Below are 24799 nucleotides of genomic sequence, written 5' to 3' on the forward strand. Positions count from 1 at the left end.
CGTGGCGCTCATGCCGTGACCGGTGTTCGCGCCGTGGTACCACCTGGTTGCCGATGCCGACCAGAGCGAACAAGAAATCGAGGTCCGCGTCGGGCCGGGAAGAGGGGTGTCACGACCGCGGCCTTGGAGGGTGTCGATGTCGCTCGGCCGATCCAGTCGACCTGGGTCTGGTCGATGGAATCGAAGGCCGACAGCAGCACCTCGTCCAGTGTGACGCCGTGCTCTGCAAGGTTTACGACGTGGGAGATCACGCACTTGCTGGCGCCGCCGCGCGTGAGCGTGGCTGGGAAGCGCAGCACCTGCCGCTGGGAAGGACAAGGATTGACGCCTGCGGAAGACCATACAGCGAGCACCTCCACGGAGACTGTAAACCCCGGTGCCGCAACCCCATCTCCTCGTGTTCGTAGATGAACTGATCTCGGCTCGTTCGGGCAAGCCAGTCCGAAAAGGATGCTCAGGCGGGACCGAGTCGAAAATAGCGGCGAGCAACGCGTCGATCGCCGACGGGTCGAAGGCCTCGGCGAGCCGCCGCGCCGCTGCGGTCTCACCGTCGCCATCGGGTTGGTGCTTACTCACGTGGACGTCCTTCCCGGCCGCCGTGCCGATCAACTCAAGCTGCGTGGCATTGCCTCCGAACCCCGGTGGAGAACAAGCATCGTGGGCCGGTCGGCGGGCGTCCGGGATTGAACTGCCGTCGAGATCAGGGCGCTGCTCTTGGCGCGGCCCAGCTGGGACACGGGGCGTGGCAACGAAAGACAGCCGTAAGGGCAGGTTTTGGCGTGCGACCGACCACTGATTCGCGTGCTGAAAGTGAATTCTGGATAGCTTGGGGGAGCAGTAAAACGCTTACTTTCGGGAGGTATGCAGATGAACGACGCAGCTCACTTCGACCTGGACGTCGAAGAGTTTTCGATGCGTTCGGCGGAGCTGACGGAAATGCACGCCAAGCCGACCTCCGGCTGTGCGATCACTCAGGTCGGTTGCTGAGGTCGCAATGCTCGTGGACAGTGCTCTTCCGCGCTGTCCACGAGCGCCCTCCTTTCCGGACACCACCCGAGCGGCTTCGAAACGATGAACGTGTTGACGATTGCGGACCTCGCGCTGGCGAGACTGCGTGACCCGCGGCTGGTCGAGGACTACCTCGCGAACAGCCAGAAGTTTCCGCACACGCGAACAGGTCTGGCCGATGGGCGGCCTGGGTTGGCACTGCTGTTCGCTTCGCTGAGCCGGGCGAACGGTGAGCTGCGCGCCGATGCGCACGCCTGGCTGCGGGCCTCCGCATCCGCACCACCCGATTGCGCTGGAAGAGGTCTGTACTCCGGTGTGGCGTCGATCGGAATCGCGGCCGCGACCGCCGCGGTGGACGAGCGCGACTACCGGAGGTTGCTGCGCAGCGCGGATTCCCGTGTGCGTGACATCGTTCTCGGTCTGGTTGACACCGATTTGCGCCGTACGGACGAGCAGGCGCTCGGCAGCCCCAGTGAACTTCACGACGTGATCTCAGGTACCAGTGGTCTTGGCCGCTATCTGCTGTGCAGACTTCTCGCCGACGATCGCAACGAGAAGGCGCTGCGTCGAGTGCTCACCCAGCTGGTCGCGCTGACACGGGACGTCCGGGTGCACGGTGCCGTCGTGCCCGGATGGTGGACCGCGGAACCGGTGCGCGGTCACGAGTTCACCTATGGTCACTTCAACCTCGGCATGGCCCACGGCATCGCAGGACCGCTCGCGATGCTTTCGCTGGCACTGCTCCGTGAGGTTCGAGTCGCAGGACACGAGGAGGCGGTGAGCCGGATCGCCAGTTGGCTCGAGAGCCGGTGTCTGCGCGACAGCCACGGCCCGCACTGGCCCGGCGTCGTGTCACACGAGGAAGAGGTGAGCGGCGGGTTGCGCGAACGCCCGGCGACCCGGAACTCCTGGTGTTATGGCACTCCGGGGATCGCCAGAGCCGTCCAGCTCGCCGGGATGGCGCTCGGTGAGCCCCGCTGGCAGCGCCTCGCCGTGGAAGCGGCGCTCGCCGCAGCACGCCGACCCGGCAGCGCTGAGCAACTCGCGGGGCCCGGCCTGTGTCACGGTGCGGCGGGGTGGCTCCACTGCACTGCGCTCATCACCGCCGACAGCGGTGATGCCGAGTTGACCGAGTTGATCCCGTCGCTCGTGGACGGGGTTCTCGCTCACGCGGACGCGTCTCGGACGTTCGTCTTCGGCGGAGGTTCCGCCGATCCACCGGGCTTCCTCGACGGCGCCGCTGGAGCAGTGCTCGCACTGTGGCACGTGCGGCACCCGGCATCGCTCGAGGGTGAACCGCAGTGGGACGCGGCCCTGCTGTTGCGGTAGCGCGTTCAGTCCGAACAGGACGGAGGAGTCAGGAGAGCGGCGAGGCCATGCAGGTGTTCGTTCACGGCGTCGGCGTCGTACGTCGTAGGGTTGGCTTCGACGATCAGCCTGATCCCGCCACCTGGCGGCTGTGGAGAGAACGTGAGGCAGATGTCGTCCTGCGGCCCGGTCGAGAGGTACTCCGGCACGGCCGCGACCTGACCGAAGAGCAGTGGCCGCGACCACGGCAGCACGTTCACGACGGGGCCGAACACGCGGTGCTGCTGGAGATCGGCGAACAGGCCGTCGTAGCGCTGGTGTGCCAGAGCCGCCCGCGCCTCGCGGGCGACTTCCGCCGCGCATTCGGCCAGTGGCACCGCCGGATCGGTACGCACGCGCAGCGGCACGACATTCGCCATCAACCCGGGAACGTCGCGTACCACGCGGCCCTGCCGTCCTGTCACGGCGAGACCCAGCACGACGTCACGTTCCCCAGTGGCTTGCTGGGTGTATCGCGCGGCAGCAGCGATCAAAACACCGGAGAAACCACAACGACCTGTTCGCGCCACAGCGCGCAACCCGTCGACCGCGGCCGGCGGCACCTCCAGTGCGGAGCGCACGGAACAGTGCGCGACCGGCGCCCATCCGGCTGCCAGTGTCCGAACGGGCGGATGGTCCGCGGCTCGTGCGGTCCAGAACTCGCGGTGTGCCTGCCAAGCAGGAGAAGCGCGGTACGCCGCGTCCTCTGCGACGACATCGGCCAGCTGGCCGTGCCCGACCGCGGGAACGGGGCGTTCCTCCGTCAGCGCCGTGTAGACCTCAGCCATGCGCCGCAACACGAGTACGAACCCGTAGCCGTCCACGACGATGTGATGCGCGCACAAGGACAACAGCACTCGGTCGTCCGCGACGCGCAGCACGTGGCAGGTGACGGGCGGCCCGGCGTGCAGATCGATCGCCTGCTTCGCGACGGCCGTCATCCGCGTGTGCGCCGCGGAGGTGGAATCACGTTCAGCACTCAGATCGACCAGCGACACAGCGGCCGCACCGAGGTCGCCGACCAGCTGCCGAATCACACCGTCGCGTTCCATGAAGCGCACACGAGCCACGTCGTTGTCTTCCAGCGTCCGAGTCGCTGCTGCGCGGAGCAGCTCAGCGTCGATAGGGCCGGACAGATCCAGGTACCCGGCGCAGTTGTAGCTGGGATTGCCGGGATCGAGCTGATCAGCGAGCCAGAACTGTTGCTGCGCAAAGGAGAGAGGCAGAACCTTGTGGTCAGGCACGGCATGAAGATAGCACCGAAGCGCACGGTGGATGCTGGTGCGGATGAGGAAAAGAAATGACTGATTTCCTTTGCTCGCAACAGGTTTTGTTGCGTGCACCCGTGCTGTCGCGTGACCGCCTCGAGTGCACGTGGAACGAGGACGCCCACGAGGACCCGGTCGCACTGGTGCGCCGCCTGTTCTCCAACGGTCTGTTCGCGGAGGCCGTCGCGGTCGCGAGCCCGGTCTTGTACGAGGCCGCCGAGAAGCTCGCCGCGGACGGTGCGAACACGCGCACAGCCGGTCGCATCGCGCGTGCACTGATGCGGTATCACCTGCGGACAGCCGCCAGGGCCACCCCGTTCGGGCTCATGGCGGGTGTGGCGGTTGCCGGTTTCGGTTCCGAACCGGTCGCGCGGCTGGGCACCGAGCATCGCAAGCTGGTCAGGTTGGGCCGGTCGTGGCTGCGGCAGCACGTGGCGGCCACGCTGCCGGAGACGCCGCTCGACGAGTTCTGGGTGGTCGTGAACAACCTCGGCTTCGACCGCGGCGACCGCGTCGCGTTGCGGTTCGCGCTGTCGTCTTCCGACGAGCCGGTGGAACGCAGCCTGCGGCGTTCCGGTGTGGTCAGGTCCGCGCTGCGGCACGCGGCGAGGCCGATCAACGCCGCTGAGCTGGTCGCTGCGCTCGACTCGGAGTTCCCGGACGCGCCGAACGGCGCGACCGCAACCGTGGTGCGGCGGCTCGTGGCCACCGACTTTCTGCTGACCGACCAGTTCCCAGCGCTGAACGCCACACGGGTTCCCGATGTCGCGCAGGTCTCGAGCCGCTGCCGCGCCTACGCGGACCGGCCTCTCGGCGCGGGCATCGCCGAACTGGCTTCCGTGCGCGCGGCAGCGGGCTCCGACGAGTCCGTGCACGTTGACCTCGCGCTGGACGCGGACGTACAGCTGCCAGACCAGGTCGCTCGTGAGCTGGAACTGGCCGCGTCAGTGCTGTGGCGGTTGAGCTTCCCGCACAGCACGGAGTACGCGCTGGCCTCCTACCACCTGGAGTTCCTCGAACGGTACGGCGCGGGGCGGTTGGTACCGGTGACCGAGGTGCTGGATCCCGACGCAGGTCTCGGTCCCCCGGCGGGCTATCTCCTGCCGGTTGGGTGGCGGTCGCCGGTGGAGCGGCCGCTGATGGCCGCCGACCGCGCGCGGAGCTTGCTGGACCTGGCGATGTCCGCGGTCCGCGACGGAAAGCGTGAAGTGGAGCTGGAGGCGCACACGCTCGCTGAACTGGCGCACGATGCCAGGCCACCCGCCGGGCACCTGGAGATCGTTGCGAGGCTGACCGCGGCATCGGCCACGGCGTTGTGCGAGGGCGACTTCACGCTGACGGTCGTGTCGGCCGGTGGAGGCGCCGGCGGGACGAATCTCGGCCGGTTCGTGCCGGTGCTCGGGCTCGAGGACTTCTCGGCCTCACTGCGCGCGAACGCGGCGGAGCACTGGGGACCGCTGCCCGTCCAGGTCTCTCACGGCGTCGCGCGTGAGCGGTTCGGCAACGTCGCACGGGTTCCACCGCTGGTCGAGCACCAGGTCGTGGTGGGCGACTTCGTTGACGAGAGCGCACCCGGCGTGATCGCGCTGTCCGACATCGCCGTGGTGGCGGACGCAGAGCGCTTCAGGCTTCGTTCGTTGTCGTTGGGACAGGAGATCCGGCCCTTCTTCGGTCACGCGTTGCGCCCGGAGTCGACCGTGCCCAACGTCGCCCGGTTCCTCGTCGAGGCGGGGGCGATGGGGCAACGGCGGGTGTCTCTGTGGGATTGGGGACCCGCGACCGGTGCGCCCTTCCTCCCGGCGGTCCGAAGCGGACGCACCGTGTTGGCGCCGGCCACCTGGTCGCCGTCCTCTGGCCTGACCAGTGACGCGGAACTGCTCCACTGGTGTGAGCAGTGGGCGGTGCCGGAGGTGGTGGAGATGGGGATCGACGACGAGTACCTGCCACTGCACCTCGGTTTCCGCGCTCACCGCGACCTGCTTCGCGAGGAGCTCGGCCGCCGCGAGCGCACGGTGTTGCGGGAACCCCCGTGGCAGGACGTCAAGGACGGCTGGCTCGCCGGTCCGCAAGGACGTCACGACGCCGAGATCATCGCGTCCCTGAAGCACGTTCCGGCGCGCCCGGCGGGCCACACGGAGCAGCGGCCCGCCGGGCCGGAGCCGGTGGGAACGACGGTGATCAGGCTGCGGGACAACGCGTTTCTGCCAGGCGGTGGCGACTGGTTGTACGCGAAGCTGCGATGTTCTCCTGCCCGGCAGAACGAGGTGCTCTCGAGGTACGTCGCGCCGCTGCTGGCCGCACACGAGTGGTTCTTCGTGCGCTACTCCGACCCCGGCCCGCATCTGCGGCTGAGAGTGCGCGGAGCACCGTCGGCACTGTGGGGTGAGGTCCTCCCGGAGCTGCGTTCGCTGGTGTCCGAGCTTGTGGATCTGGGGCTGTCGCACGGCATGGAGCTCGACTGCTACCGGCCGGAGGAGGAACGCTACGGTGGTCCGGCCGCGATGGAGCTCGCGGAACGGGTCTTCTTCGCCGACACCGAGTTCGTGCTCGGACTCCAGCTTGATCCGGCGGGGCAGGACGAACTGTCCGGCGCGCGGGACGTGCTGGCATTGGCAAGCCACCTGATCGGTGAAGGCTGGCGGGAGGGCTTGCTCGCCGCGTTCGGGCGGAGTGACGAACTGCACCGCGCGGTCGCCGCCGAACGACGACTGCTGCTCAAGGAGCGTCCACGCGATGACGTCCTGCCCAAGCGCATGAGGGACAGCCTTGTCGCTTATGGCGAGGTGCTCGGCCCTCAGATCTGTCCGGGCGTGCTCGCGACGTTGCTGCACATGCACTGCAACCGCAGGTACGGGATCGATCGCGTGGTAGAGGGCAGGACACTGGCGATCGCCCGCGGCGTCGCCGCGGCGGAGCTCGCCCGGTCACGCGCGACGGGAGGCGAGGAATGCGCGCAGCGGTCTCGGTGAGGGACCTTCGCAAGGTCTACAAAGCCGGGCAGGCCCCGGCGGTGTACGGCCTGAGCTTCACCGTCGGCATCGGCGAGGGCACGTCGGTTGCTCGCGATCGTTCCACAGCGCAACAACTTGGACCGCTCGCTCTACACGCGGCAGAACCTCCTGTTCTACGCGGCGTATCACGGCATCTCGCGGGCGAGGCGTGAGCGGCTCGCCGACGAGGTCCTCGAACGGATGGGGTTGATGGACCAGGCGAAAGCCCAGATCGACACCTTGTCCGGAGGACAGGCGCAGCGGTTGATGATCGGCCGCGCACTCATGCACCGGCCCGAGGTGCTGTTCCTGGACGAACCGGGCAACGGGCTCGATCCCCAGGCCCGGCTCTTCGTGCACGAACGCGTCGCCTCGCTGCGCGAGGAGGACGTCACGGTCGTGCTCACCACGCACGACATGGAAGAGGCCGCGAAGCTCTGTCACCGGGTCGGTGTCATCGACCCCGGCAAACTGCTCACACTCGGTACACCCGCCGAGCTGAGCGGGAACTTCGCGGGTGGCGGAGGTACCGCAACCGTAACGGCGGACGCGACCGGGCACGCGTTCGCGATGATCCGCGCCAAGCTGTCCGAAGTGGACAGCACGCGGCAGGTGGAGGAGGTTTCGGAGGCCGGTGCGTTTCGCGTGTGCGTGGCCACCGGCACCGGTGCGGCCGCCACGCTGCCGCCCGTGCTGGACGCGCTGCGCGGTTTCGGCGTCGCGGTCAGCGACATCACGGTCAGCAAGCCGGGTCTCGAGGACGTGTTCATCCACCTGACAGGGAGGGGACTGCGGTGAGTGAGTTCCGCACGTTCAAAGCGATCCTGTGGCGCGATGTCTTCGTCACCGGCCGCGAGCTGCCGAGCTTCCTCGCACAGGTGATCATCCAGCCGTTCTTCACGCTCTTCATCTTCGCGAAGGTGCTGGGCGACATCGGGTACGTGCAGGGCAGCTTCGCTCAGGTCCTGTTGCCCGGCGCGGTCGCGCTGAACGGCTTCTTGATCGCAGTGCAAAGCACGGCGTTGCCGTTGGCGCTCGACTTCTACTGGACGCGGGAGATCGAGGACAGGCTGCTCGCTCCGATCTCGATTCCGCTGGTGGCGGTCGAGAAGATCGTCTTTGGAGCACTGCGAGGTCTCGTCGCGGGAGTGCTGATGATCCCGATCGGGTTCCTGATGCTCGATGTCACGTGGCCGCTGTCCGCCGTCCCCCTCGCGATGCTCGTCCTCGTCCTCGGCTGTCTGGCCGGTGCTGCGATCGGCATGGTGATCGGCACAGCGGTACCCGCGCACCTGATCAACGTCGTGTTCGCGGTGGTCCTCACCCCGCTGGTGTTCACGGGTTCCGCGCAGTTCCCCTGGCTCACTCTCAGCGACGACCTGCTGTGGTTCAAGGTTGCCTGCGCGCTCAACCCGCTCACGTACGCGAGTGAGGGCATGCGGAGCCAGGTGGTCTCCGGTGTGCCGCACGTGCCGTTCGCTCTCGACCTGCTGGCTCTCGCCATCGCGATCGTGGGATTCGGCGTGCTGAGCATGCGCTGTTTCCTGAAGCGCGCACTCGATTGAGAAGACTGGCGTTGCTCCGTTCGCGCCAAAGCCTCGATGTCACAACAACTCCGCGCCTCGGGTGTTCTCCGTGGGATGAGCCGCCGCTCTCGACCCACCTGCCTCGTGACGACGAAGTAGCAGCACCTCGCCGCCTTGTCGGTCAACCCGCAGGCCCAGTTCGGCCTACCACCACCGCTCGGTGCCCACTGCGCGGAGAAGCACGGTGCTGGCGCGACATGAACCTCGACCACAGCGGCCACCAGTTCGCGGTGCTGGTGGCTGCTTGAGACGACCGGTCTCGCGACGGATGGGCCTCCGGTCGAGCCGCGGGTCACCCGCAGGTCACCAGAATCGTTTCATGCGAGACATTGTGGACTGCGCTCGCTCGACGGAGTTCTTGTACAGCCGGTTTCGCTTCCAGCGCGATGCGGTTTCGGACCTGCATCAAAGTGAACAGTTGCTTGCCCAGAAAGGACAACGCGTCATCTCGCGTTGCTCATGTGCCTTAGCCTTCGGGCAGCAGTCTCCTGCCCAGACCGACCGGAACCGGGGGAAGGCGATGGATGCCTCTACCAGCCACGAGGACGCCGCGAGTGCGATCCGTCGGCTGTACGCCGAACACGGAAAAATGATCGTGGGTTATGCCACCAAACTGACCGGTGATCGGCATGCGGCCGAGGACGTGTGGCAGGAAACCGCTTTGCGCGCTTGGCGCAATTGGGATCGCCTTTCGCAGAACCCGGACACGACGCGGACGTGGCTGGTGAAGGTTGCCCGCAACATCGTGATCGACCGGCGGCGTGCTCGGGCTCGGCGCCCGGTGGAGTTCGGTGGTGATCTGTTGTCGTACTTGGGGACGCAGGCACCAGACGACATCACGTGTCTGCTTGAACGGCATGTCTTCATGAGCGTGCTGAACCGGCTCTCGCCATTGCACCGAGAGGTGATCGCTCAACTCGTCCTCGCCGACCGCTCGATTCCGCAGGCTGCCCTGGCAATGTGTGTCCCGGAGGGAACGGTCAGATCGCGGTATCACTATGCGTTATGCGCGTTACGTCGCTACCTGGGCGTCGCAGTGAACTGCGTGGAGATCGGCGAAGCCTGGGAACCAGCGGTGCCGTCGACCGCGGAGTTCGCCGCCTGACGTGACCTGTGAGGGTGAGGGTTTGGAGACAATCCGATCCCGATGGACGCGCTCTCATGGAGTGGACGATGCGAGTTGGCTGTACTTGGCGGCGAATGGGTTTGCTGATCACCTTACCTACCAACAACTCCGTGACGACAGCCGTGCGGCACGCCCGCCTGCCCCATGCCAGATCGACAAGCCTGAACATGGAAACGTCCACGTTGTTCCTCGACGCACACCGCCGGGTCCTCGAGCAGCACTCTCATGGCATCGGAGTCGTAGCGGCTCTGTGGTCCGAGGGTCATCCGGGAAATGGCCGTTGTGTGCAGGAGGCTGGCACGAGTCAGCTTGTGCAGACTGCCGTTGGCGCTGGCCGCTGATGGCCTGCGCGCAGTCAGCCCGTCGGACCTCGTTCTGGCACCTCACAGGGATCCGGTCGTGGCCCCAGGTGGTGTTCTCCCTGTGCCATCCGTTCGATCGACATCACCACGGTGTCGTCGATCGAACGGACGCCCGGTCCGGTTCGGAAGTGGTCAAGGGCGCAGCAGCGCCGTGAGCACGCGTTCGGCGCCGTCCGGATCTACCTGCTCACCGGTTATCGTGGGCAGGTAGTAAAAAGATTCCATGATGCGTACGCACGCATACGCGAGGTCGTCCAGCGGTAGGGACGAGTGGATCCGTCTCTCTGCGATATCGGCGGCGAGGTAGTTCTTGACAGCGTCCACCAGGCGTGGCTGGTAGCCGTATCTCGCCAAGGTCAGGATGCGCATGGCGCGTTCGTTCTCCTCGATCGCGAAGCGCCGAGCGCCCTGCTGGACCATGGTCTGGCGAAGGTAGTTGCAAGCCACGGTGGGCACCCGAGGGCCGGCCATCGAGATCGCCCGTTCCCACTCCTGAGCGAGCGTCAGCTCGGTCAGTGCCCAGATCACCTCGACCAGCAACGCATCGACGGTGCCCACCCAGCGGTACAGGGTGACCCGGCTGACGCCCAACTCCGCGGCCAGCTGACCCATCTCGATCCGCTCGCCGCTCAAGTACTTCCGGCGGGCCAAGCGCACGGCGTCGCTGCGCTGCGGGCGCCGTTTCACCTGGGCGTCACCGGCGTCGACCGTGTGACCAGTGCGTGACATGGACCCACTCCAGCAGCGCGGTCGGTGTGACGGCCAGACCAAGCAAGATCTGGGGCCCAGGTTACGCCGGTTGGCCGAGCGCTGGTCCGTTCAACGTCAACGCGTCGCTCCTCGACTTCCTCGCCCTGCAGCCTGGCCGGCGATGGCGTGATCGGCGAACACCCGGATGTCGGCGATCGATTGAGCACACAGATCCGGGATGTAGCGGTGCATCATGAGGTCCGCGACATGGCACATGCCGTGCATCGTGCTGGCCCGCGCATCGACGCCTGCGGCCATCAACGTGCGGTAGTAGGCCAGGCCTTCGTCGCGTACCGGGTCGAGTTCGGCGACGGTGATCACGTGCGGCGGCAGCCCGCGTACATCATCGGCACTGGCGAAGTAGGGCCACGCAAAAGGGTTCTCGGCGTTTTCTCCGGTGGGGTCCCACAGGGTGACCAGGACGGCCGTGTTCTCCGCGCAGTAGTAGTAACCGTCGTTCTCGATCCATGACGGTAGTTCGGTGGCACGGCGTTCGCGGTTCCACAGAGCAGCGCCCGAGATGTAGGGGCAGATGGCGTAGACCCCGGCGAACTGGTGCAGTGTGTCGGCGGCCTTCGCGCGCAGCGCGGTCGCCAGCGCCAGGTTTGCACCGCCGGAGTCACCTGTGAGAACCAGGCCGCTGATGCCGAGCTCGTCCTCGCGCTCGGCGATCCAGGACACGGCTGCGAGACAATCGTCCAGTGGGGTCGGATATGCGAAGTTGCCCCGCACTCCACCGGCGGTGCGGTAGTCGACGCCGAGTGCCACCATGCCGGCTGCGGCCAATTCGTCGCGCTGTCGCGCGTACGTCGCCGTCTGTGCCGTGAGGAACACCATCGCGCCGCCATGGATCTGCAGGACACCAGGCGCGGTCTCGTTCTGTCCTGCCGGCCGCGAGATGTACAGCGTGATCGTCGCGCCGTCCGAGGTGGTGAACGACCGCTCCGAACGATCGACCCCAGGCACTGGCTCGATGCCGTCGAACAGCCCGTTGTAGAGCGCTTCGTTGCCGGGTTCGACCACGTCGAGCACGTGCCGGAAGCGATCTTGCAGGGCCGAGGCGGGCGTGATCTGGCCGGGTGTGTCGTTCCGATCCATGCCGAATGGGGTCAGCGCACTGACCAGTCGCGGGTCGGCCCGCGGGTCGGTGCCCAGCGACATGTTCCAGTCGCCAAGACGGCCTGGAGCGGGAAGGGATTCGGGAACGGAGGTCATGGGGACTCCTCGTCGATCGGCGGTCGCGTAGCCGCCGGGGCGCCCGTGTCTACCGTCGATGTAACACAGTGTCAATATGTTGCATTCTGATGTGCCCGGCAGGTCACCTGACCGACACGTGGATCCGCAGCGGGCTGCAGGTCGGCGGGCGGCACCCTTGCGCTCCATCTCGGTGAGGTGCTCATCGACGATCCGCTGGATTCGCGGCAGCAACGAGGCCATGCGCCTGACCATGAAAGCCGCGTGAGAGGGCGTCGCAGCGAGGTGCGCCTCGCCGTCCATCGCGTGCAACTCACCGGGCTGATCTGAGTCGACGACTGGCTCGCCCTCGGTGCGCATCGTGGGAGTACCGTTCCGGTTCGCTGAAGCGCTTGTCGGGGAGCACCTGCCGAACACCGGCGTAGCTGCTGATGACCCAGTCCTCGACGCCGTTCGGCCACCGCATCCGCACGGGTTCGTTAGTGGTGGTGTCCTCGAAACCGGCGGGCGGCCCGAGTGGATGTACGCGGTGGTCGTGGGGGATCGGACAGACGGGAACTCCAGCCGTGGTAGCCCTCCTCGGCAGAACAAAACCGTGTTTCGGAAAGGCCGAACCTGGCGAAGAGACTGAGGTCTGACGTGATATTCGGCCCGAAAAGTCTCGATCAATTACCTGACCATGCCGTCGGCAACGCAGTCAGTCACGCGTTGATCCTTCGAGTGCAGGACGAACGTTGAGGTCGGCGCAACGATGAGAATATCGGCGTTCAGCCGGCAGGGCTGCTCGGCCCGCGCCTTCGCGTGATCGACGGCAGTCTGCGGATGCACGATGCACTCGTGGTCGATGTACCCCTCTGACGCACGAACGTTCCTTGCCCTCGGCCGCGCTGCTTCGCGGCTGGCGGCAACCTCACTCAAGGCGATCTTTCGGCGCGAACTGGCGTGATCCAGATCCGTGTTGCGGCGTGGTAGTGGCTCGCCGAGGTTGGTGAGGAGCTGCGGGTAGTTCACGTCACAACGACTACGCACAGCTGTTCTGGCTGTGCGTGCACATCTGTTGAGCCAGGAGGGCAGAACAGGTTCCGCCGCATTGTCCGGCCCGTGCGACCACCGCCCAATGAATAGGAGTGCCTGACCGTTGAATCAAGGTTTTGCCACCGAACGAGGCTCGTCGTCAGGAGTGATCACGTGAACACCTGACCTTCAGCATCACACGGTTCGCACGCTTCTCTCTCGAACTCGGGCTGCGGCCTGTTCGCCCGGCGCGGCCTCACTTCGGCTTCGCCGCAGGTGATCACCCCTGCCTCCGCGACTACGCCGCTCCGCCCAGCCGGATGGCCGCAGTGGCGCAGCACAGAAAGCGAGCAACGACATGATGAGCATCAAGGCGGCTACGGCGCAGGTGGAGGCGGACTACGCGCACCCGTCATCGGCGGTGCCCTCGTACGAACACGAGCTGAGGCTGGAGCTGACCCGGGACCGGATTCCGCGGTCGGACCCACTCCACAGCGTGCTGGAACATGCTTTGAACGTGCCCGGCAAATTGACGCGGCCGACACTCCTGATCGAGTCGGCGCTCGCCGTCGGCGGTGCTGCAGGTGACGTTCTGCCAGCGGCGGTCGGCACCGAGTTCGGACACGTGGCAAGCCTGATTCACGACGACATCATCGATCACGACGACGAGCGTCGAGGCCAGCCGGCGGTCCACGCCAGATACGGCGTGGACACGGCGATCGTGGCCGGAGACGCGCTGATTTTCCAGCTGTTCCGGTGCCTTGCCGAGTGCAGGAAAGCCGGTGTCGCCGACGACCGGATCGTCACAGCGTTGGAGATCCTGGCCGACTGTGGCAAAGACCTGTGCCGTGGACAGCAGCTCGAAACCGAGATCGGACGACGTCGCCTGCGGAGTCTCCACGTCTACCTGGAGATGATCGAGTTGAAAACCGCGGCATTGTTCTCGGGGGCTTGCCGCAGCGGCGCCGTCCTGGCCGGCGGCCGGGAGGAATGGGTGCGGGCGCTGGGCACGTATGGCAGCGGTCTCGGTATCGCGTTCCAGATCTGGGATGATCTCCTGCCCTACGTCGGTGATCCAGCCGCCACGGGCAAGCCGGCGGCGAGCGACCTGCGCAACCGGCGGCTCACGCTTCCGATCCTGCTCGCCTACCGGAACGGTGGTCTTTCAGCGGCCGAGGTGCTCGACGCCGCGCTGGACGGCGAGATCACCGACGACATCACCCTCGAGGCGGCGGTCCGGGCGGTCGAGGACGTATTGCGGACCACCGGTGCGATCGACGCGTCAGCTGACATGGCGAGGGGCTATGCGGCCACCGCCAAGCAGGTGTTGGAGGTGTTGCCGCCGAGCGCCAGCAGGGATCGACTGGCCGGTTTGGCAGATCGAGCGGTCGACCGTGTCAGCTGACGGTACTTCCGGCGTCGACGTCCACACGTCCATCGTCGCCGCGGCGGCCGCACTGTTCGCGGAGCAGCGGCCGGACGGATCGTGGGAAGGATTCGTCCCCTCCTCCCCGACGGCCACGGCTTCGGTGATCATCGCCTTCCGCACGGCCGACCCGGACGGCTCGCGTGATCTCGTCGACCGCGCCCTGGACTGGATGGCCGGAGTTCAGAACCCGGACGGTGGCTGGGGGGACGTTCCGGATGGACCGTCCACGGTGAACGCCACCGCGATCGGGCTCGCGGCCGTGACCATGGCGCGTCCCACGGCGGAAACCGTGATCAGCAGGGCCCGTGGTCGACTGATGCGGCTCGGCGGCCAGGACGCCGTGGCGGACAAGGAGCGAGCCACCCTCAACCCGGCAGTCCAGATCGCGATGATGCTCGCGGGCCTCTTCGACCCTGCGCGGGTGCTGCACATCCCGATCGAGATCGCGCTGCTCCCCGAACGGATGCAGCGAAGGATATCGTTCGGCCGACCGGGCATTTATGCGATCGCGTTGATGCAGAGCCGTACGCGGCAGGCTGACTGGCCCCGCCGGTGGCTCACTGCGCTCGCCGAGCAACGGACACTCCGGTACCTGCGGAAGTTGCGGAAGTTCGAGGGACCCGACGGCGGTTGCGAAGAGAGTTGCCTGGCGGTCGCATTCATCGTCATCGCGCTCGCTCTCGCCGGCGTCGGCGACGACATCAAGGAGCAGTACCTCGGCTACCTCGCGAGGTCGGTCCGGGCCGACGGCTCCTGGCCGATCGTGCGGGATCTGGAATTGTCCGGCACCTGCCAGGTCATCGGCGGGTTGTGGGAAGCCGGGTTCGGCGGTGATCAGCGCCTCGGTCCCAGCGCAACCTGGATCAAAGCATGCCAGCGTGACATCCCTCTCCCGGCGGCGGGAGCCAGGAGTGGCGGATGGGGCTGGAGCCTTCCGTCGTCGTGGCCGGACGTGGAGGACACCGCTCTGGCAGTGCTCACTCTGCGCCGTCTCGGTGTCAGCGTCGCGGACCAGCACATCGGTCGTGGTGTCGCTTGGCTGCGCTCCATGCAGAACCGGAACGGCTCGTGGGGTTGTTTCATCCGGAGCAACCGGAGCTCGTTCGACGCTCCGTGTTCCGTGTTCACCGCACATTCGATGATGGCGCTGCGGGAGCTGCCTGGTTCAGGCGGTCAGCTGGACCGGGCGGTGCACTGGTTGTCCGGCGTCCAGCGATCGGATGGCGCGATGTCCTCCGTCTGGTACCGGGACTTCACCTCCGGCACGGCACAGGTGCTCGAGGCACTCGGCGAACTGGGGCTGGGTGACCATCGTGTGGCACGGAGCTGCCTGCGGTGGTTGATGGACCACCAGTCGCCCGACGGCGGGTGGGGTGACGGCTCCGGTGGGCCCGCCACGGTGGAAGAGACGTCCTGGGCGTTGCTGGGTCTCACCAGCGCCGGACGATCACACCACCCGGCAGCCAGAGCGGCCGCGAATTGGCTGGTGTCCAGACAGTGGGCGGACGGGCGGTGGGATCCAAGCGACGTCCTCTACTACGTGGACGGTGTCACGTACTGGTGTTCAGCCGTCGTCAACGGATTCGCGTTGCAGGCACTGGCCCGATACCGAGCGGCAACCCGATGACCACCCGAGGCCCGTGGCAGGGGCATGCCGTGGTGATCGGAGGCAGTGTCGGCGGGATGCTCGCCGCCAGGGCACTGGCCGACCACTTCCGCCGGGTGACGGTCGTCGATCGTGACGATCTTCCCGACGAACCGGGCTTCCGGCCAGGAACACCGCAGTCGCGGCACGCACACGTCCTGCTCATCCGCGGCGCGCAGTCCATGGAACGGATGTTCCCCGGACTGTCCGAGCAACTCGTCTCCGCAGGGGCCGTCGCCACCGAGTGGCCTGCGGACGCGTTGACATTGACCGACCACGGCTGGTCACCCCGCTTCGGTGGAGGCCTTCGGTCGGTTTCCCTGACCCACCAACTGCTCGAGTGGACACTGCGGCAAAGGCTGAGCGCGCTGGCCGGAGTCGACTTCCTCAGCGGGCTCAGCTGCACCGGCCTGCTGGCGAGCCACAACTCCACACACGTCACCGGCGTCGTGCTCCGGCCACGGGCGGGGGCTGGCCCAGAGGTCAACCTGACGACGGATCTCGTGGTCGACGCGTCGGGACGAGGTTCCCGCGCCACGGGATGGTTGCGGGAAATCGGCTACGAACCACCGAGGGAAACCTGCATCGAGTCGTCGCTGGGATACGCCAGCCGCTTCTACTCCCCGCCCTCCGGCTTCGACGCCGACTGGAAGGCCATCTACTTGGGACGCAAGCACCCGGAGAACCTTCGCAGTGGCATACTGGTGCCGGTCGAGCGAGGGCGGTGGCTGGTCACGCTCACCGGCCGTGGCGATGTGGCGCCCACTACGGATGAAAGCGCTTTCCTTGATTTCGCGCGCCGCCTTCGCAGTCCCGTGTTGTACGACGCGATCAAAGAAGCGGAGCCGTTGACGCCGGTGTGGGGATTCCGCCGGACGGAGAACGTGCGCCGGCACTACGAGGCGATGCGCCGACGGCCGGAAGGTCTCATCGTCGTCGGAGACGCCGCCTGCGCCTTCAATCCGCTGTACGGACAGGGTACGACTGTCGCCGCCCTCGGCGCCGAGACGCTCGACTCCTGCCTGCGTGAGCAGAGCCGCCGATCGGCCTCGGGTGATCTCGCCGGTTTCAGCTCCCTGTTCCAGCGGCGGTTGGCGATCACGTCCATGCCGGCTTGGCGGGTCGCGACCAGCGGAGACCTCAAGCGTCAGAGCACCGGTGGCGCCGGTGGGGTGGTGAAGCGATTGCAGCGCCACTACCTGGAGGCCGTCTTCGCGGTGGCGCTCGAGAACCGCAACGTCAGCCTCGCCACGCTACGTGTCCTGCACATGCTGGCGCCGCCCACGGCGCTCCTTCGGCCGGCCGTCGTCGCACGTGTGCTGCGCGGCTCGCGTCGCTCCACGCCCTCCACCGACCGCGTCCCGCCGCCTCCGCGGCGGCACCTGGCTCGGGTCGACTGACCGCGACCGGTTACCTCACCTGCTTCAAGACTGAAGTCTTCGATGAGGAGGACACGTGGCGAACGAGATGCCGGTCTCGGGGGCCAGATCACTGGCCGGGCCGATCAGCCGACTGCGCCAGTTGCGCACGCTCGCCGTGTACGTCGCAGTGGCGGCTTCGGGGGCGGTCCTGTTCGCAAGCTCTCCTTCCGCGAAAATGCAGGCGTTCGGCGCAGGTCTGTGGTTTCCGGGAGCCGGCTTCCTGGCCTCGGGTGGCTGGTGGATGCCGGTGGGCGGCCTCTGTGCCTTCCTGTTCCTCGTGGGAGTCGTCGCCTGGTTTCAGGTGGGCTTGACGCTCCTCCCGCCGTTGGTCTGGTTGCTCTCGGCAGGTGCGGCGGCGTGGGTGACCCACGAACCCCTGCCTGGCCACGGCGTCTTCGTGGCGAGCGCGGCGCCCGTCACCGCAGGGATGCTGGTCGTCACGATCGTGCGCCGTCGTTCGCTCGGCGTTCGTCGCCGACGCGCCGAGCGTCTGGACCACCTCTCGGCGCAACTGGCCGTTGTCCGCGCCGCACGGGCCTTGGTGACGGTGCCTGGGCCCGACGGGCGTGAACTGTCGGCCGACGACCTCTCCTGGTTGCGGTACACCCTCGACCGCGCTCTGGCCGAGATCGGTGATTTCGGTTTGTTCGACAACCAACGCCAGGCAGCGAGTGTGCGGTCCCAGCTCGCTTCCACGGGCTGGGCGCTGGGCGTCTACCAGCGGCATTGGACGCCGAACTTCCACGGTTACGTCAAGACCGGCCAGCAACGCGTCATCGAGCAGTACTGCCAGCAGCCGATCTGGTCCTACTGGTGGAGGGAGAACGCCTGGGGCAACCTCGACCTCAACCCGGATCCAGTCCGCCGGGGCAACGTCAAGATGGTCGGCCACATGATGACGAACCTGGTGCTCTACGAGTTGAACACGGGAGACGACAGGTTCTCCACACCCGGTGGCGTCGCTTTCCTCAGGGGGAACCGAAGGTCGTACCAGCACAGCACTCATTCGTTCGCTCGGTCGCTGAGGAGCAATTTCGACGACCATCAGACCTGTCTGTACCCCTGTTCGCCGAACTGGGTGTTCCCCTACTGCAACCTTGTCGGCTTGGCCGGTCTCACGGGTTACGACACCCTGTTCGGCACCGACCACGCGGCTCGGTTGCGCGGACGATTCCTTCGAAGCCTGATGACGGAGTTCACCACCGGGGACGGGAGGATCGTCGCAGTCCGTTCCCAGCTCACCGGGCTGTCCGTTCCGTTTCCAATGCCAGACGAGGCGATGGTGTCCGTGCTGAATCCGGACTTTCCCGATCTCGCGGAGCGGTACTGGGCTTTCGTGCGGCGCGAGAGCATCTCCGCCGACGGCTCCGGCGTGACGCTCAGGCTGCGGGATGGACTGGTCGACGCCGGTAACAACCGTCCGGGTCCGAGTTCTTACCTGTGCAGCCTGGCCCACGCCGCACGCGAAATGGGTGACGACGAAGTGTTCGAGGCCGCGCTCGATGCGATGGACGAGCACTGCAGTCCGGTGATCCGCGGTGGAGCGCGTTTCTACGAGAGCGCCTCGAACCTGGTCAACGTCGGTATTCCCACAGTTCGCATGCTGCGCAAGGACTTCTGGCGGCGGTCGTTCAACGAGCGGCCCGATCCGGCCGCTCTGACCGGCCCGGCCCTGGTCGGGGCCGCCTACCCGGACGTCCTCGTGGCCAGCGCCGTCAGCGACGGCAGACACCTCGACCTCGTGTTGTATTCGGGCGCAGGTCCACAGCGGGTCGCGCTGGGCGTGGAACGGCTGACACCGCACGCCGAATACCGGGTCGAAGGCACTCTCGAGCCGTTGGTCACCGCAGACTTCGCGGGCAAGGCGACCGTGCAGGTCGACCTCCACCACCGTGCACGGGTGCGCATGGCACCGGTCATCTGAACCCGCGATGTTCCTCGCGGCCCAACCCGTCGAGCCGGCGGCAGAGTACAGCTCCAGGAGGACTCATGGCGTGTTGCCTTCTCGTTCTGCGCGTGCTCGCCCTGATCCGGCTCCGGCTCGGGAACCACCCGGTGCGCTCTCGCCGTTCGGCAGTGGCGCCGATCGTGACGCTGATTTTTCTCGGCGGGATTGAGACCGTCCTGGCGCTCGGCATCGCCCACGCGTGGAGCGGTTCGGACGCAACGGTCGCCCCCGCTCGAAGCCACCACGCGCACGTCGTGACAGCGGCCGGACAACCTGTCCTGGACATCGCGCTGACGATGGCCTCGACCGTCATCTGCGTGTTCCTCGTGCTCAGGATGCTCGCTGCAAACCGCAGCAGGAACACCGTCCTCGCGAGCGTGCTCGTCATCGGCGCGGCCGTACTCGCGGTCGCACAACCGCTGTCGAGCTCCCACGTGGGACTGATGGCGATCTTGGAGATCGTCCTCGTCCTCGCACCACTGACAGCCCTTGACGGGACCTGGAACGAGGAGATGGGGGAAGATCCGCACGCCGGCGTCCGCACTCCGCTCGTGCTGGGCCTGGCAAGCGGCATCGCGACGGTTGTTGTCGTTGTCCTCGCACACACGTCCGCTGGACACGCGTTGCTGATGGCTCCAGAAGGTACGCCGTGGTGGGTGGTCCCATCGGGCTGGTCGCTCGGCAGTGCCTTCTGGACGACGGTGACCCGGTCCCGGCTGCCGCGAGGGCTGAGATTGCTCGCCGTCGGCGTGGTGCTGGAGGCGATGATGACTATGGGCCTGGCGATGCTCGTCGCCGCGGAGCCGCTGGCCGGCGCCGCGGCGGTGAACCCGGTCCTCGACCAGCGACTGGCCGGCGTGCTGATGCTCCTGCTCGACGCAGTGGTCTTGGTCAGGTTGCGGCGGATAGTTCCGCGGTCGCGGACGCCGGCTATCTCGCTTCGGATTTGACCGGGCGGATCGAGTCGGTGCCGGCCTCCGCGGCAGCGAGGGTGTGGCGGATCATCCGGCCGATCCGGTCGGCGGCCTCCGCGGGGTCCGGTTGTCCGACGTCGAGCCAGGCGAGGACGGCTTCGATGGTGAGGACGGGCAGCAGCTGGACGGCCCAGTCCAGCCACGGGCCTTCCTGGATGCGACTGGCAAGCTCTCGGCGGGCGATCGTCGCGGAGGCCGCCGTCAGGCCGTCCACGAGGTCGCGGAACTCCAACTCCCTCGCGGCGTGCCGGAACAGCAGCCGGAACCCGTCGGGGTCCAGGGTGGCCGCGTGGAGCAGGGTGGCGACGACGTTGTGGTCGTAGCCGCCGGTTCCCAGGAGGCCCGTGATCTGACTGTAGATGCGGTCGAACACCGCTCGGTACAGGTCAGCCTTCGAGTCGAAGTGCCGGTACAAGATCACCTTGGTGACTCCCGCCTCGGCGGCGATCTCGTCCAGACCGGTGCCGGCGAACCCGGTCCGCGCGAACGCTCGAGCAGCGGCATCCATGATCTGCTGACGCCGTTCGGCTCTGCGCATCCGGCGGACCGGGCCGGACGAACAGGGTGCCGGTGGCGTCTCCGCCGATCCGGCGGTCTTACAGGATGGATCCATGGTGTTGACAGTGTAATAAACCAGTGTTGGTATATCTCTGCGTATACACATGCGAGTATACTTCGAGCCGTCCTGAGGAGTCTCCAGTGGCCGTCCCCGTCCAGTTGCCACTCGAGCAGCCGGGTCCGCTGCTTCCTGCTCCAGCACTCCGCGGCCTGCAGAACCGCGGCCCGATCCACCGCATTCGCACCGCGGTCGGCGGCGAGGGGTGGTTCGTCACGGGCCACGAAGAAGTGCGGAAGTTGCTGAGCGACCCTCGGCTCGGCCGCGCCCATCCCGACCCCGGCAACGCCGCGCGAACCGGTGAATCGGTGCTGTTCGGTCGTCCGTTGGGCAACTACGACACCGAGCATGCCGATCACGCACGGATGCGGGGACTTCTGCAACCCCACTTCACCCCCAAACTCATGCGAGCGCTGGTCCCCCGGGTCGAAGCACTCGCTGCGGATCTGCTCGACCAGCTGGCCAGAGAGCCGGCACCGGCGGATCTCCACCAGGCACTCGCTCTCCCGTTGCCGATCCTGGTGATCTGCGAGCTGCTCGGCGTGCCGTACGAGGACAGGGAGCGGTTCCGGACGTGGACGCAGGCCGCCGCGAACGTCCGTGACGGAGCGCTGTCGCTGCAAGGCATCGGTGACCTCTACGAGTACGGCAGGCACCTGGTTGCCCGCAAACGCAGCCAGCCCGAGGACGACGTCATCTCCCGCTTGTGCGCGACAGAAGGCGTCCCCGATGAAGAGATCGCCAAACTGTCGATGGTCCTGTTGTTCAGCGGCTATGAGACCACTGTCGTCATGATCGGCATGGGCGCCCTGCTGCTGCTGGCCCATCCCCACGAGTGGCAGGCCCTCGCCGCCGACAACAGCCTGATCCCCGCTGCCGTCGAGGAAATCCTTCGGACCGCGGACAAGGGTGGTGTCGGTGGTATCCCTCGTTACGCCAAGACCGACCTGAGGATCGGGGACGACACGGTCCGCACAGGTGAACTGGTCGTGCTTTCCACGGGCGCCGCCAACCACGACGGAACCGTCTTCCCGAATCCCGACGAGTTCGACGTCACCCGTCCGGCCGCGACCCAGCTCAGCTTCGGTCACGGTGGGCACTACTGCATCGGCGCGCCGTTGGCCCGCATCGAGCTATACGCGTTGTTCTCGCAACTCATCACAGCCTTTCCGACGATGCGCCTAGCGGTACCGGTCGAGGAGCTGAAGATCAGAACCGATGTGCTCACCGGCGGACTGATCGAACTGCCGGTGGCCTGGTGAACCGACTGTGGCCGACGGGGGAGCGAACCGGGCGGCCATCACATGGGAGTTGGTTGGCATGCAGATAGCGAAGAAGGTCTTCGTCGTCACCGGGGGTGGAAGCGGGATCGGGCGAGAGGTCGTGCTCGGACTCCTCGGTCGCGGCGCGAACGTCGCCGCCGTCGATCTCAGGGCCACTCCGCTCGTCGAGACCGCCGAGTTCGGCGCCGCCTGCAAGGGCCGGCTGACCACCCACACGCTGGATCTCACGGACCGTGCGGCAGTCGAGGAACTGCCCGGCAACATCGTCGCGGCGCACGGCCAGGTCGACGGCGTGATCAACGTCGCGGGCATCGTCCAGCGCTTCGCACGCATACAGGACTTGGGTCTCAACGAGATCGAACGGGTGATGGCGGTCAACTTCTGGGCTGTGGTCAACATGAGCAGAGCCTTCCTGCCGTTGCTGCTCGACCGCCGCGAGGCCTGTCTGGTCAACGTTTCGAGCATGAGCGCTTTGGTGCCGATACCGGGACAGACCACGTACGGCGCGAGCAAGGCCGCCGTCAAGCTGTTCACCGAGGGCCTGCACGGTGAGCTGCGCGGCACCTCGATAGCCGTGACCGTGGTGTTCCCAGGTGCCGTCGACACCGACATCCTCCGCAACTCCGGGGTCCGGAGTCCCCGCCGTGCACCGGAAGCGAAGGCCGGCAAGGCGAAGCAGACCACTGCGACATGTGCGGCCCGGCAGATCATCCGAGCGATCGAAAAGGGCACGCACAGGATCCGCATCGGCGGCGATGCTCGCCTGCTCGATCGGTTCTCGCGGCTGATGCCGCAGCGGGCCACGGCCTTCGTCGCCGACCGGATGAAGTGGCTGGTCGACTCCGACTCCCCTTGACCACCTCGTGGGAACAACGGTCAGGGCGTCGACCGTGGCCGCTTGATGTACCGGTGCGCCATGTCCAGCCGTACGATCTCGGCATTGCGGTGCACTGCCCGCCCCGTCCGGCTGACACCGCCGGAACTACGCGGCAAGGCGGATTGGCAACGTCGCATAACCGCGGAGGCTGAGCCGATCGATGCGCACCGGTTCATCGGCGAGCGACATCCCAGGAAATTCCCGAAGGAGCGCGTGAAAGGCGATCCTGCCTCCCAGGCGAGCGAGGGCAGCTCCCAGGCAGAAGTGGGAGCCAGAGGCGAAACTGAGATGCTTGTTGTTGGTACGGGTGGTCAGGAACTCGTCGGGGTCGAGGAAGATCCGGGGGTCGCGGTTGGCGGCACCCAGCATGAGGATGGCGCAGCCCTCACGTGGGAGCCGATAACCACCGAGGTCGGTTTCCTGGTTGGGCCAGCGGGCGGTCATCTGCACAGGCGAGTCGTAGCGGAGAACCTCTTCGACGAACGCTGGAAGCCCGGCTGGGGCCGTGCGCAGGGTCGCGGCGAGTTCAGGCTTGTCCAGGAGAATGCGCAGACCGTTGCCGAGGAGGTTGGAGGGACTCTCCTGTCCGGCGACGAGCAGGAGAACGAGGTTGGCGACCAGCTCGTCGAAGTCTTCGGGTGCAGCCGCCACGAGCGTGCCGATCAGGTCGTCGTCAGCGGATGGCTGACCTCTTCGCCGGTCGGCCACGTCGGTGAGGTGGGCACGCAACCGGGCAGCCGCCGAGTTTGCGGCAGCCAGCGGTTTCCCGGTGATGCCTGGTTCAAAGGCCACGGCCAGGTCGTGCACAAGTGGGCCGAGCCCCTCGGTGTCCGCACCGGAAAGACCGAGCACGGCACCGGCCACCCGAATCGGCAGTCGGTCGGCGAACTCGCTCATGAAATCGATGAATTTGACGTCTTCGGCCTTTTCCTTCATTTCCGACATGAGCTCTTCGGCGATTCTTTCGATCACCGGCACCATCGCTGTGATCCGCGCGGGAGTGAATGCACGCCCCAGTAAGAGGCGTAGACGGCGGTGGTCGGGAGGATTGAGCGAGATGATCGAAGCGGCGATGAGGGACTTGGCAGGATGCCGGTTCTCCGCCGACTCGTCTTCGCGATCACGTCGGTACTGGTCCCTCACCATGAAGGCTGGATCCTTCAGTAAACGATCGCATTCATCGTAGCCCGTGACCAGCACAATGTTCTCGGCCATGGGCAGGACGGGGGAGGCTTGCCGAATAGTGTGGTAAAGCGGGTACGGATCAACTCGGCCCTGGGTGGTGAACAGGGCGCCAGCGGCAGTCGCAAGATCAATGGTCATGAACCCGCATTATTGTCCTGTCCCGCGCAGTCGGTCCAGCCGATGAGCTCATGGCACATCATGTCTGCCCCATCGTCGTCGCTCATGTGGCCTGGCTGCACTGAGGTTGGAGTTGTGGGGGACTGCAAACGTTCGATGAACCGACCTGTCGCGGAAGCGCACTTGATCACCGGCATGGTGTCCGGTCCGCAGAACTCCTCGCTGTCGTCGATCCACGATCAGAAGACGTGCGGACCATCTGTTCCCCGGCTAAGGGCGCGCAGATGAACAACACACTGGTTTGATCTTGATGTACGCGCTCTCACGGCGCGGCGATGTGAAGTTGGATGTACTTAGCGGCGAACGCAATCGCTTTGCTGATCACCTTACCTACCACCAACTCCGTGACGACAGCCGTGCGGCAGCCCGTCCGCCCCATAGGAGATCGACAAGCCTGAAAATGGAAACGTCCACGTTATTCCTCGACGCGCCCTAAGTGGTCCTGTTCGCAAGTTCGTCGGGGGTTGATCATGCGGCCTGCGGGAGGGCGGATTGTTCCTGTTGGTCGGGTGTGTGGCGGTCGAGTCTGGTCAGTAGGTCGTCGAGGTCGGTGGTGGTGAACTTCCATTCTTCCGGACCAGTTGAGTTCTGCGACACTG

General features: G+C 66.5%; 18 protein-coding genes. 12 read left to right on the forward strand and 6 right to left on the reverse strand.

Going from position 1 to position 24799, the window contains the following annotated elements; translation table 11 throughout:
• The first annotated feature begins 1080 nt into the window (after window positions 1-1080).
• Complete coding sequence (locus tag ABZV40_RS35965; RefSeq protein WP_355452152.1) at window positions 1081-2337, forward strand: lanthionine synthetase C family protein; 1257 nt, start codon at window positions 1081-1083, stop codon at window positions 2335-2337.
• A 5-nt stretch (window positions 2338-2342) separates the two neighbouring features.
• Here the strand turns inward: ABZV40_RS35965 and ABZV40_RS35970 are convergent, their stop codons facing one another.
• Window positions 2343-3599 carry a condensation domain-containing protein gene (locus ABZV40_RS35970; protein ID WP_355452155.1) on the reverse strand — a complete coding sequence of 419 codons (1257 nt, stop codon included), beginning with the start codon at window positions 3597-3599 and terminating at the stop codon, window positions 2343-2345.
• Between the two features lie 101 nt (window positions 3600-3700).
• Between ABZV40_RS35970 and ABZV40_RS35975 the strand changes: the two genes are divergently transcribed.
• The 4 genes from ABZV40_RS35975 (at window position 3701) to ABZV40_RS35990 (ending at window position 9304) form a co-directional block, all read left to right on the forward strand.
• Complete coding sequence (locus ABZV40_RS35975; RefSeq protein ID WP_355452158.1) at window positions 3701-6592, forward strand: lantibiotic dehydratase; 2892 nt, start codon at window positions 3701-3703, stop codon at window positions 6590-6592.
• An 87-nt stretch (window positions 6593-6679) separates the two neighbouring features.
• A complete protein-coding gene (locus tag ABZV40_RS35980) occupies window positions 6680-7411 on the forward strand; it encodes an ABC transporter ATP-binding protein (RefSeq protein ID WP_355452161.1) in 732 nt (243 codons plus the stop codon).
• Complete coding sequence (locus ABZV40_RS35985; protein ID WP_355452164.1) at window positions 7408-8178, forward strand: ABC transporter permease; 771 nt, start codon at window positions 7408-7410, stop codon at window positions 8176-8178. The genes ABZV40_RS35980 and ABZV40_RS35985 overlap by 4 nt, the downstream gene beginning before the upstream one ends.
• A gap of 340 nt (window positions 8179-8518) precedes the next feature.
• Window positions 8519-9304, forward strand: a complete 786-nt coding sequence (locus ABZV40_RS35990) for a sigma-70 family RNA polymerase sigma factor (protein ID WP_355452167.1) — start codon at window positions 8519-8521, stop codon at window positions 9302-9304.
• A gap of 515 nt (window positions 9305-9819) precedes the next feature.
• On the opposite strand, the gene ABZV40_RS35995 is transcribed toward ABZV40_RS35990, so the two are convergent.
• The 3 genes from ABZV40_RS35995 to ABZV40_RS36005 all read right to left on the reverse strand — a co-directional run bounded on the left by ABZV40_RS35995 (window position 9820) and on the right by ABZV40_RS36005 (window position 12642).
• Complete coding sequence (locus ABZV40_RS35995) at window positions 9820-10416, reverse strand: QsdR family transcriptional regulator (RefSeq protein WP_355452170.1); 597 nt, start codon at window positions 10414-10416, stop codon at window positions 9820-9822.
• A 96-nt stretch (window positions 10417-10512) separates the two neighbouring features.
• Window positions 10513-11652 (reverse strand): alpha/beta hydrolase fold domain-containing protein, encoded by a 1140-nt coding sequence (locus ABZV40_RS36000; RefSeq protein WP_355452173.1) that lies wholly within the window; start codon window positions 11650-11652, stop codon window positions 10513-10515.
• A gap of 648 nt (window positions 11653-12300) precedes the next feature.
• Window positions 12301-12642: a hypothetical protein gene (locus tag ABZV40_RS36005; RefSeq protein WP_355452176.1), complete on the reverse strand. Its 342-nt coding sequence runs from the start codon at window positions 12640-12642 to the stop codon at window positions 12301-12303.
• A gap of 361 nt (window positions 12643-13003) precedes the next feature.
• Here ABZV40_RS36005 and ABZV40_RS36010 point away from each other — a divergent pair, with 361 nt between their 5' ends.
• From ABZV40_RS36010 to ABZV40_RS36030, 5 genes are all read left to right on the forward strand, one after another.
• Window positions 13004-14050, forward strand: coding sequence for a polyprenyl synthetase family protein (locus ABZV40_RS36010; protein ID WP_355452179.1), 1047 nt, complete (start codon window positions 13004-13006; stop codon window positions 14048-14050).
• The gene (locus ABZV40_RS36015; protein ID WP_355452182.1) at window positions 14040-15701 is read left to right on the forward strand and encodes a prenyltransferase/squalene oxidase repeat-containing protein; all 1662 of its coding nucleotides are present in this window, start codon (window positions 14040-14042) and stop codon (window positions 15699-15701) included. The genes ABZV40_RS36010 and ABZV40_RS36015 overlap by 11 nt, the downstream gene beginning before the upstream one ends.
• Window positions 15698-17119, forward strand: a complete 1422-nt coding sequence (locus ABZV40_RS36020; RefSeq protein WP_355452185.1) for an FAD-dependent monooxygenase — start codon at window positions 15698-15700, stop codon at window positions 17117-17119. The genes ABZV40_RS36015 and ABZV40_RS36020 overlap by 4 nt, the downstream gene beginning before the upstream one ends.
• A gap of 55 nt (window positions 17120-17174) precedes the next feature.
• Window positions 17175-19064 (forward strand): hypothetical protein, encoded by a 1890-nt coding sequence (locus ABZV40_RS36025; protein ID WP_355452187.1) that lies wholly within the window; start codon window positions 17175-17177, stop codon window positions 19062-19064.
• A 164-nt stretch (window positions 19065-19228) separates the two neighbouring features.
• The gene (locus ABZV40_RS36030; RefSeq protein WP_355452190.1) at window positions 19229-20038 is read left to right on the forward strand and encodes a hypothetical protein; all 810 of its coding nucleotides are present in this window, start codon (window positions 19229-19231) and stop codon (window positions 20036-20038) included.
• On the opposite strand, the gene ABZV40_RS36035 is transcribed toward ABZV40_RS36030, so the two are convergent.
• The gene (locus ABZV40_RS36035) at window positions 20019-20675 is read right to left on the reverse strand and encodes a TetR/AcrR family transcriptional regulator (RefSeq protein ID WP_355452193.1); all 657 of its coding nucleotides are present in this window, start codon (window positions 20673-20675) and stop codon (window positions 20019-20021) included. The genes ABZV40_RS36030 and ABZV40_RS36035 overlap by 20 nt on opposite strands.
• Window positions 20676-20761: 86 nt before the next feature.
• Here ABZV40_RS36035 and ABZV40_RS36040 point away from each other — a divergent pair, with 86 nt between their 5' ends.
• Window positions 20762-21940 carry a cytochrome P450 gene (locus tag ABZV40_RS36040; RefSeq protein ID WP_355452196.1) on the forward strand — a complete coding sequence of 393 codons (1179 nt, stop codon included), beginning with the start codon at window positions 20762-20764 and terminating at the stop codon, window positions 21938-21940.
• Between the two features lie 58 nt (window positions 21941-21998).
• On the forward strand, window positions 21999-22817 hold the full coding sequence (locus ABZV40_RS36045; RefSeq protein ID WP_355452199.1) for an SDR family oxidoreductase: 819 nt from the start codon (window positions 21999-22001) through the stop codon (window positions 22815-22817).
• Between the two features lie 126 nt (window positions 22818-22943).
• Here ABZV40_RS36045 and ABZV40_RS36050 read toward each other — a convergent pair whose 3' ends face one another.
• Window positions 22944-24161 carry a cytochrome P450 gene (locus tag ABZV40_RS36050; protein WP_355452202.1) on the reverse strand — a complete coding sequence of 406 codons (1218 nt, stop codon included), beginning with the start codon at window positions 24159-24161 and terminating at the stop codon, window positions 22944-22946.
• Window positions 24162-24799: the final 638 nt, after the last annotated feature.

It is taken from the genome of Lentzea sp. NPDC004782 (assembly GCF_040609115.1).
GTDB lineage: Bacteria > Actinomycetota > Actinomycetes > Mycobacteriales > Pseudonocardiaceae > Lentzea.

Excerpts from the sequence above, each read along its gene's own strand:
- ABZV40_RS35990 (WP_355452167.1), top strand. The coding sequence starts at position 8,519 with ATGCGAGACATTGTGGACTGCGCTCGCTCGACGGAGTTCTTGTACAGC.
- ABZV40_RS35995 (WP_355452170.1), bottom strand. The coding sequence starts at position 10,416 with ATGTCACGCACTGGTCACACGGTCGACGCCGGTGACGCCCAGGTGAAA.
- ABZV40_RS36000 (WP_355452173.1), bottom strand. The coding sequence starts at position 11,652 with ATGACCTCCGTTCCCGAATCCCTTCCCGCTCCAGGCCGTCTTGGCGAC.
- ABZV40_RS36010 (WP_355452179.1), top strand. The coding sequence starts at position 13,004 with ATGATGAGCATCAAGGCGGCTACGGCGCAGGTGGAGGCGGACTACGCG.
- ABZV40_RS36020 (WP_355452185.1), top strand. The coding sequence starts at position 15,698 with ATGACCACCCGAGGCCCGTGGCAGGGGCATGCCGTGGTGATCGGAGGC.
- ABZV40_RS36035 (WP_355452193.1), bottom strand. The coding sequence starts at position 20,675 with ATGGATCCATCCTGTAAGACCGCCGGATCGGCGGAGACGCCACCGGCA.
- ABZV40_RS36045 (WP_355452199.1), top strand. The coding sequence starts at position 21,999 with ATGCAGATAGCGAAGAAGGTCTTCGTCGTCACCGGGGGTGGAAGCGGG.
- ABZV40_RS36050 (WP_355452202.1), bottom strand. The coding sequence starts at position 24,161 with ATGACCATTGATCTTGCGACTGCCGCTGGCGCCCTGTTCACCACCCAG.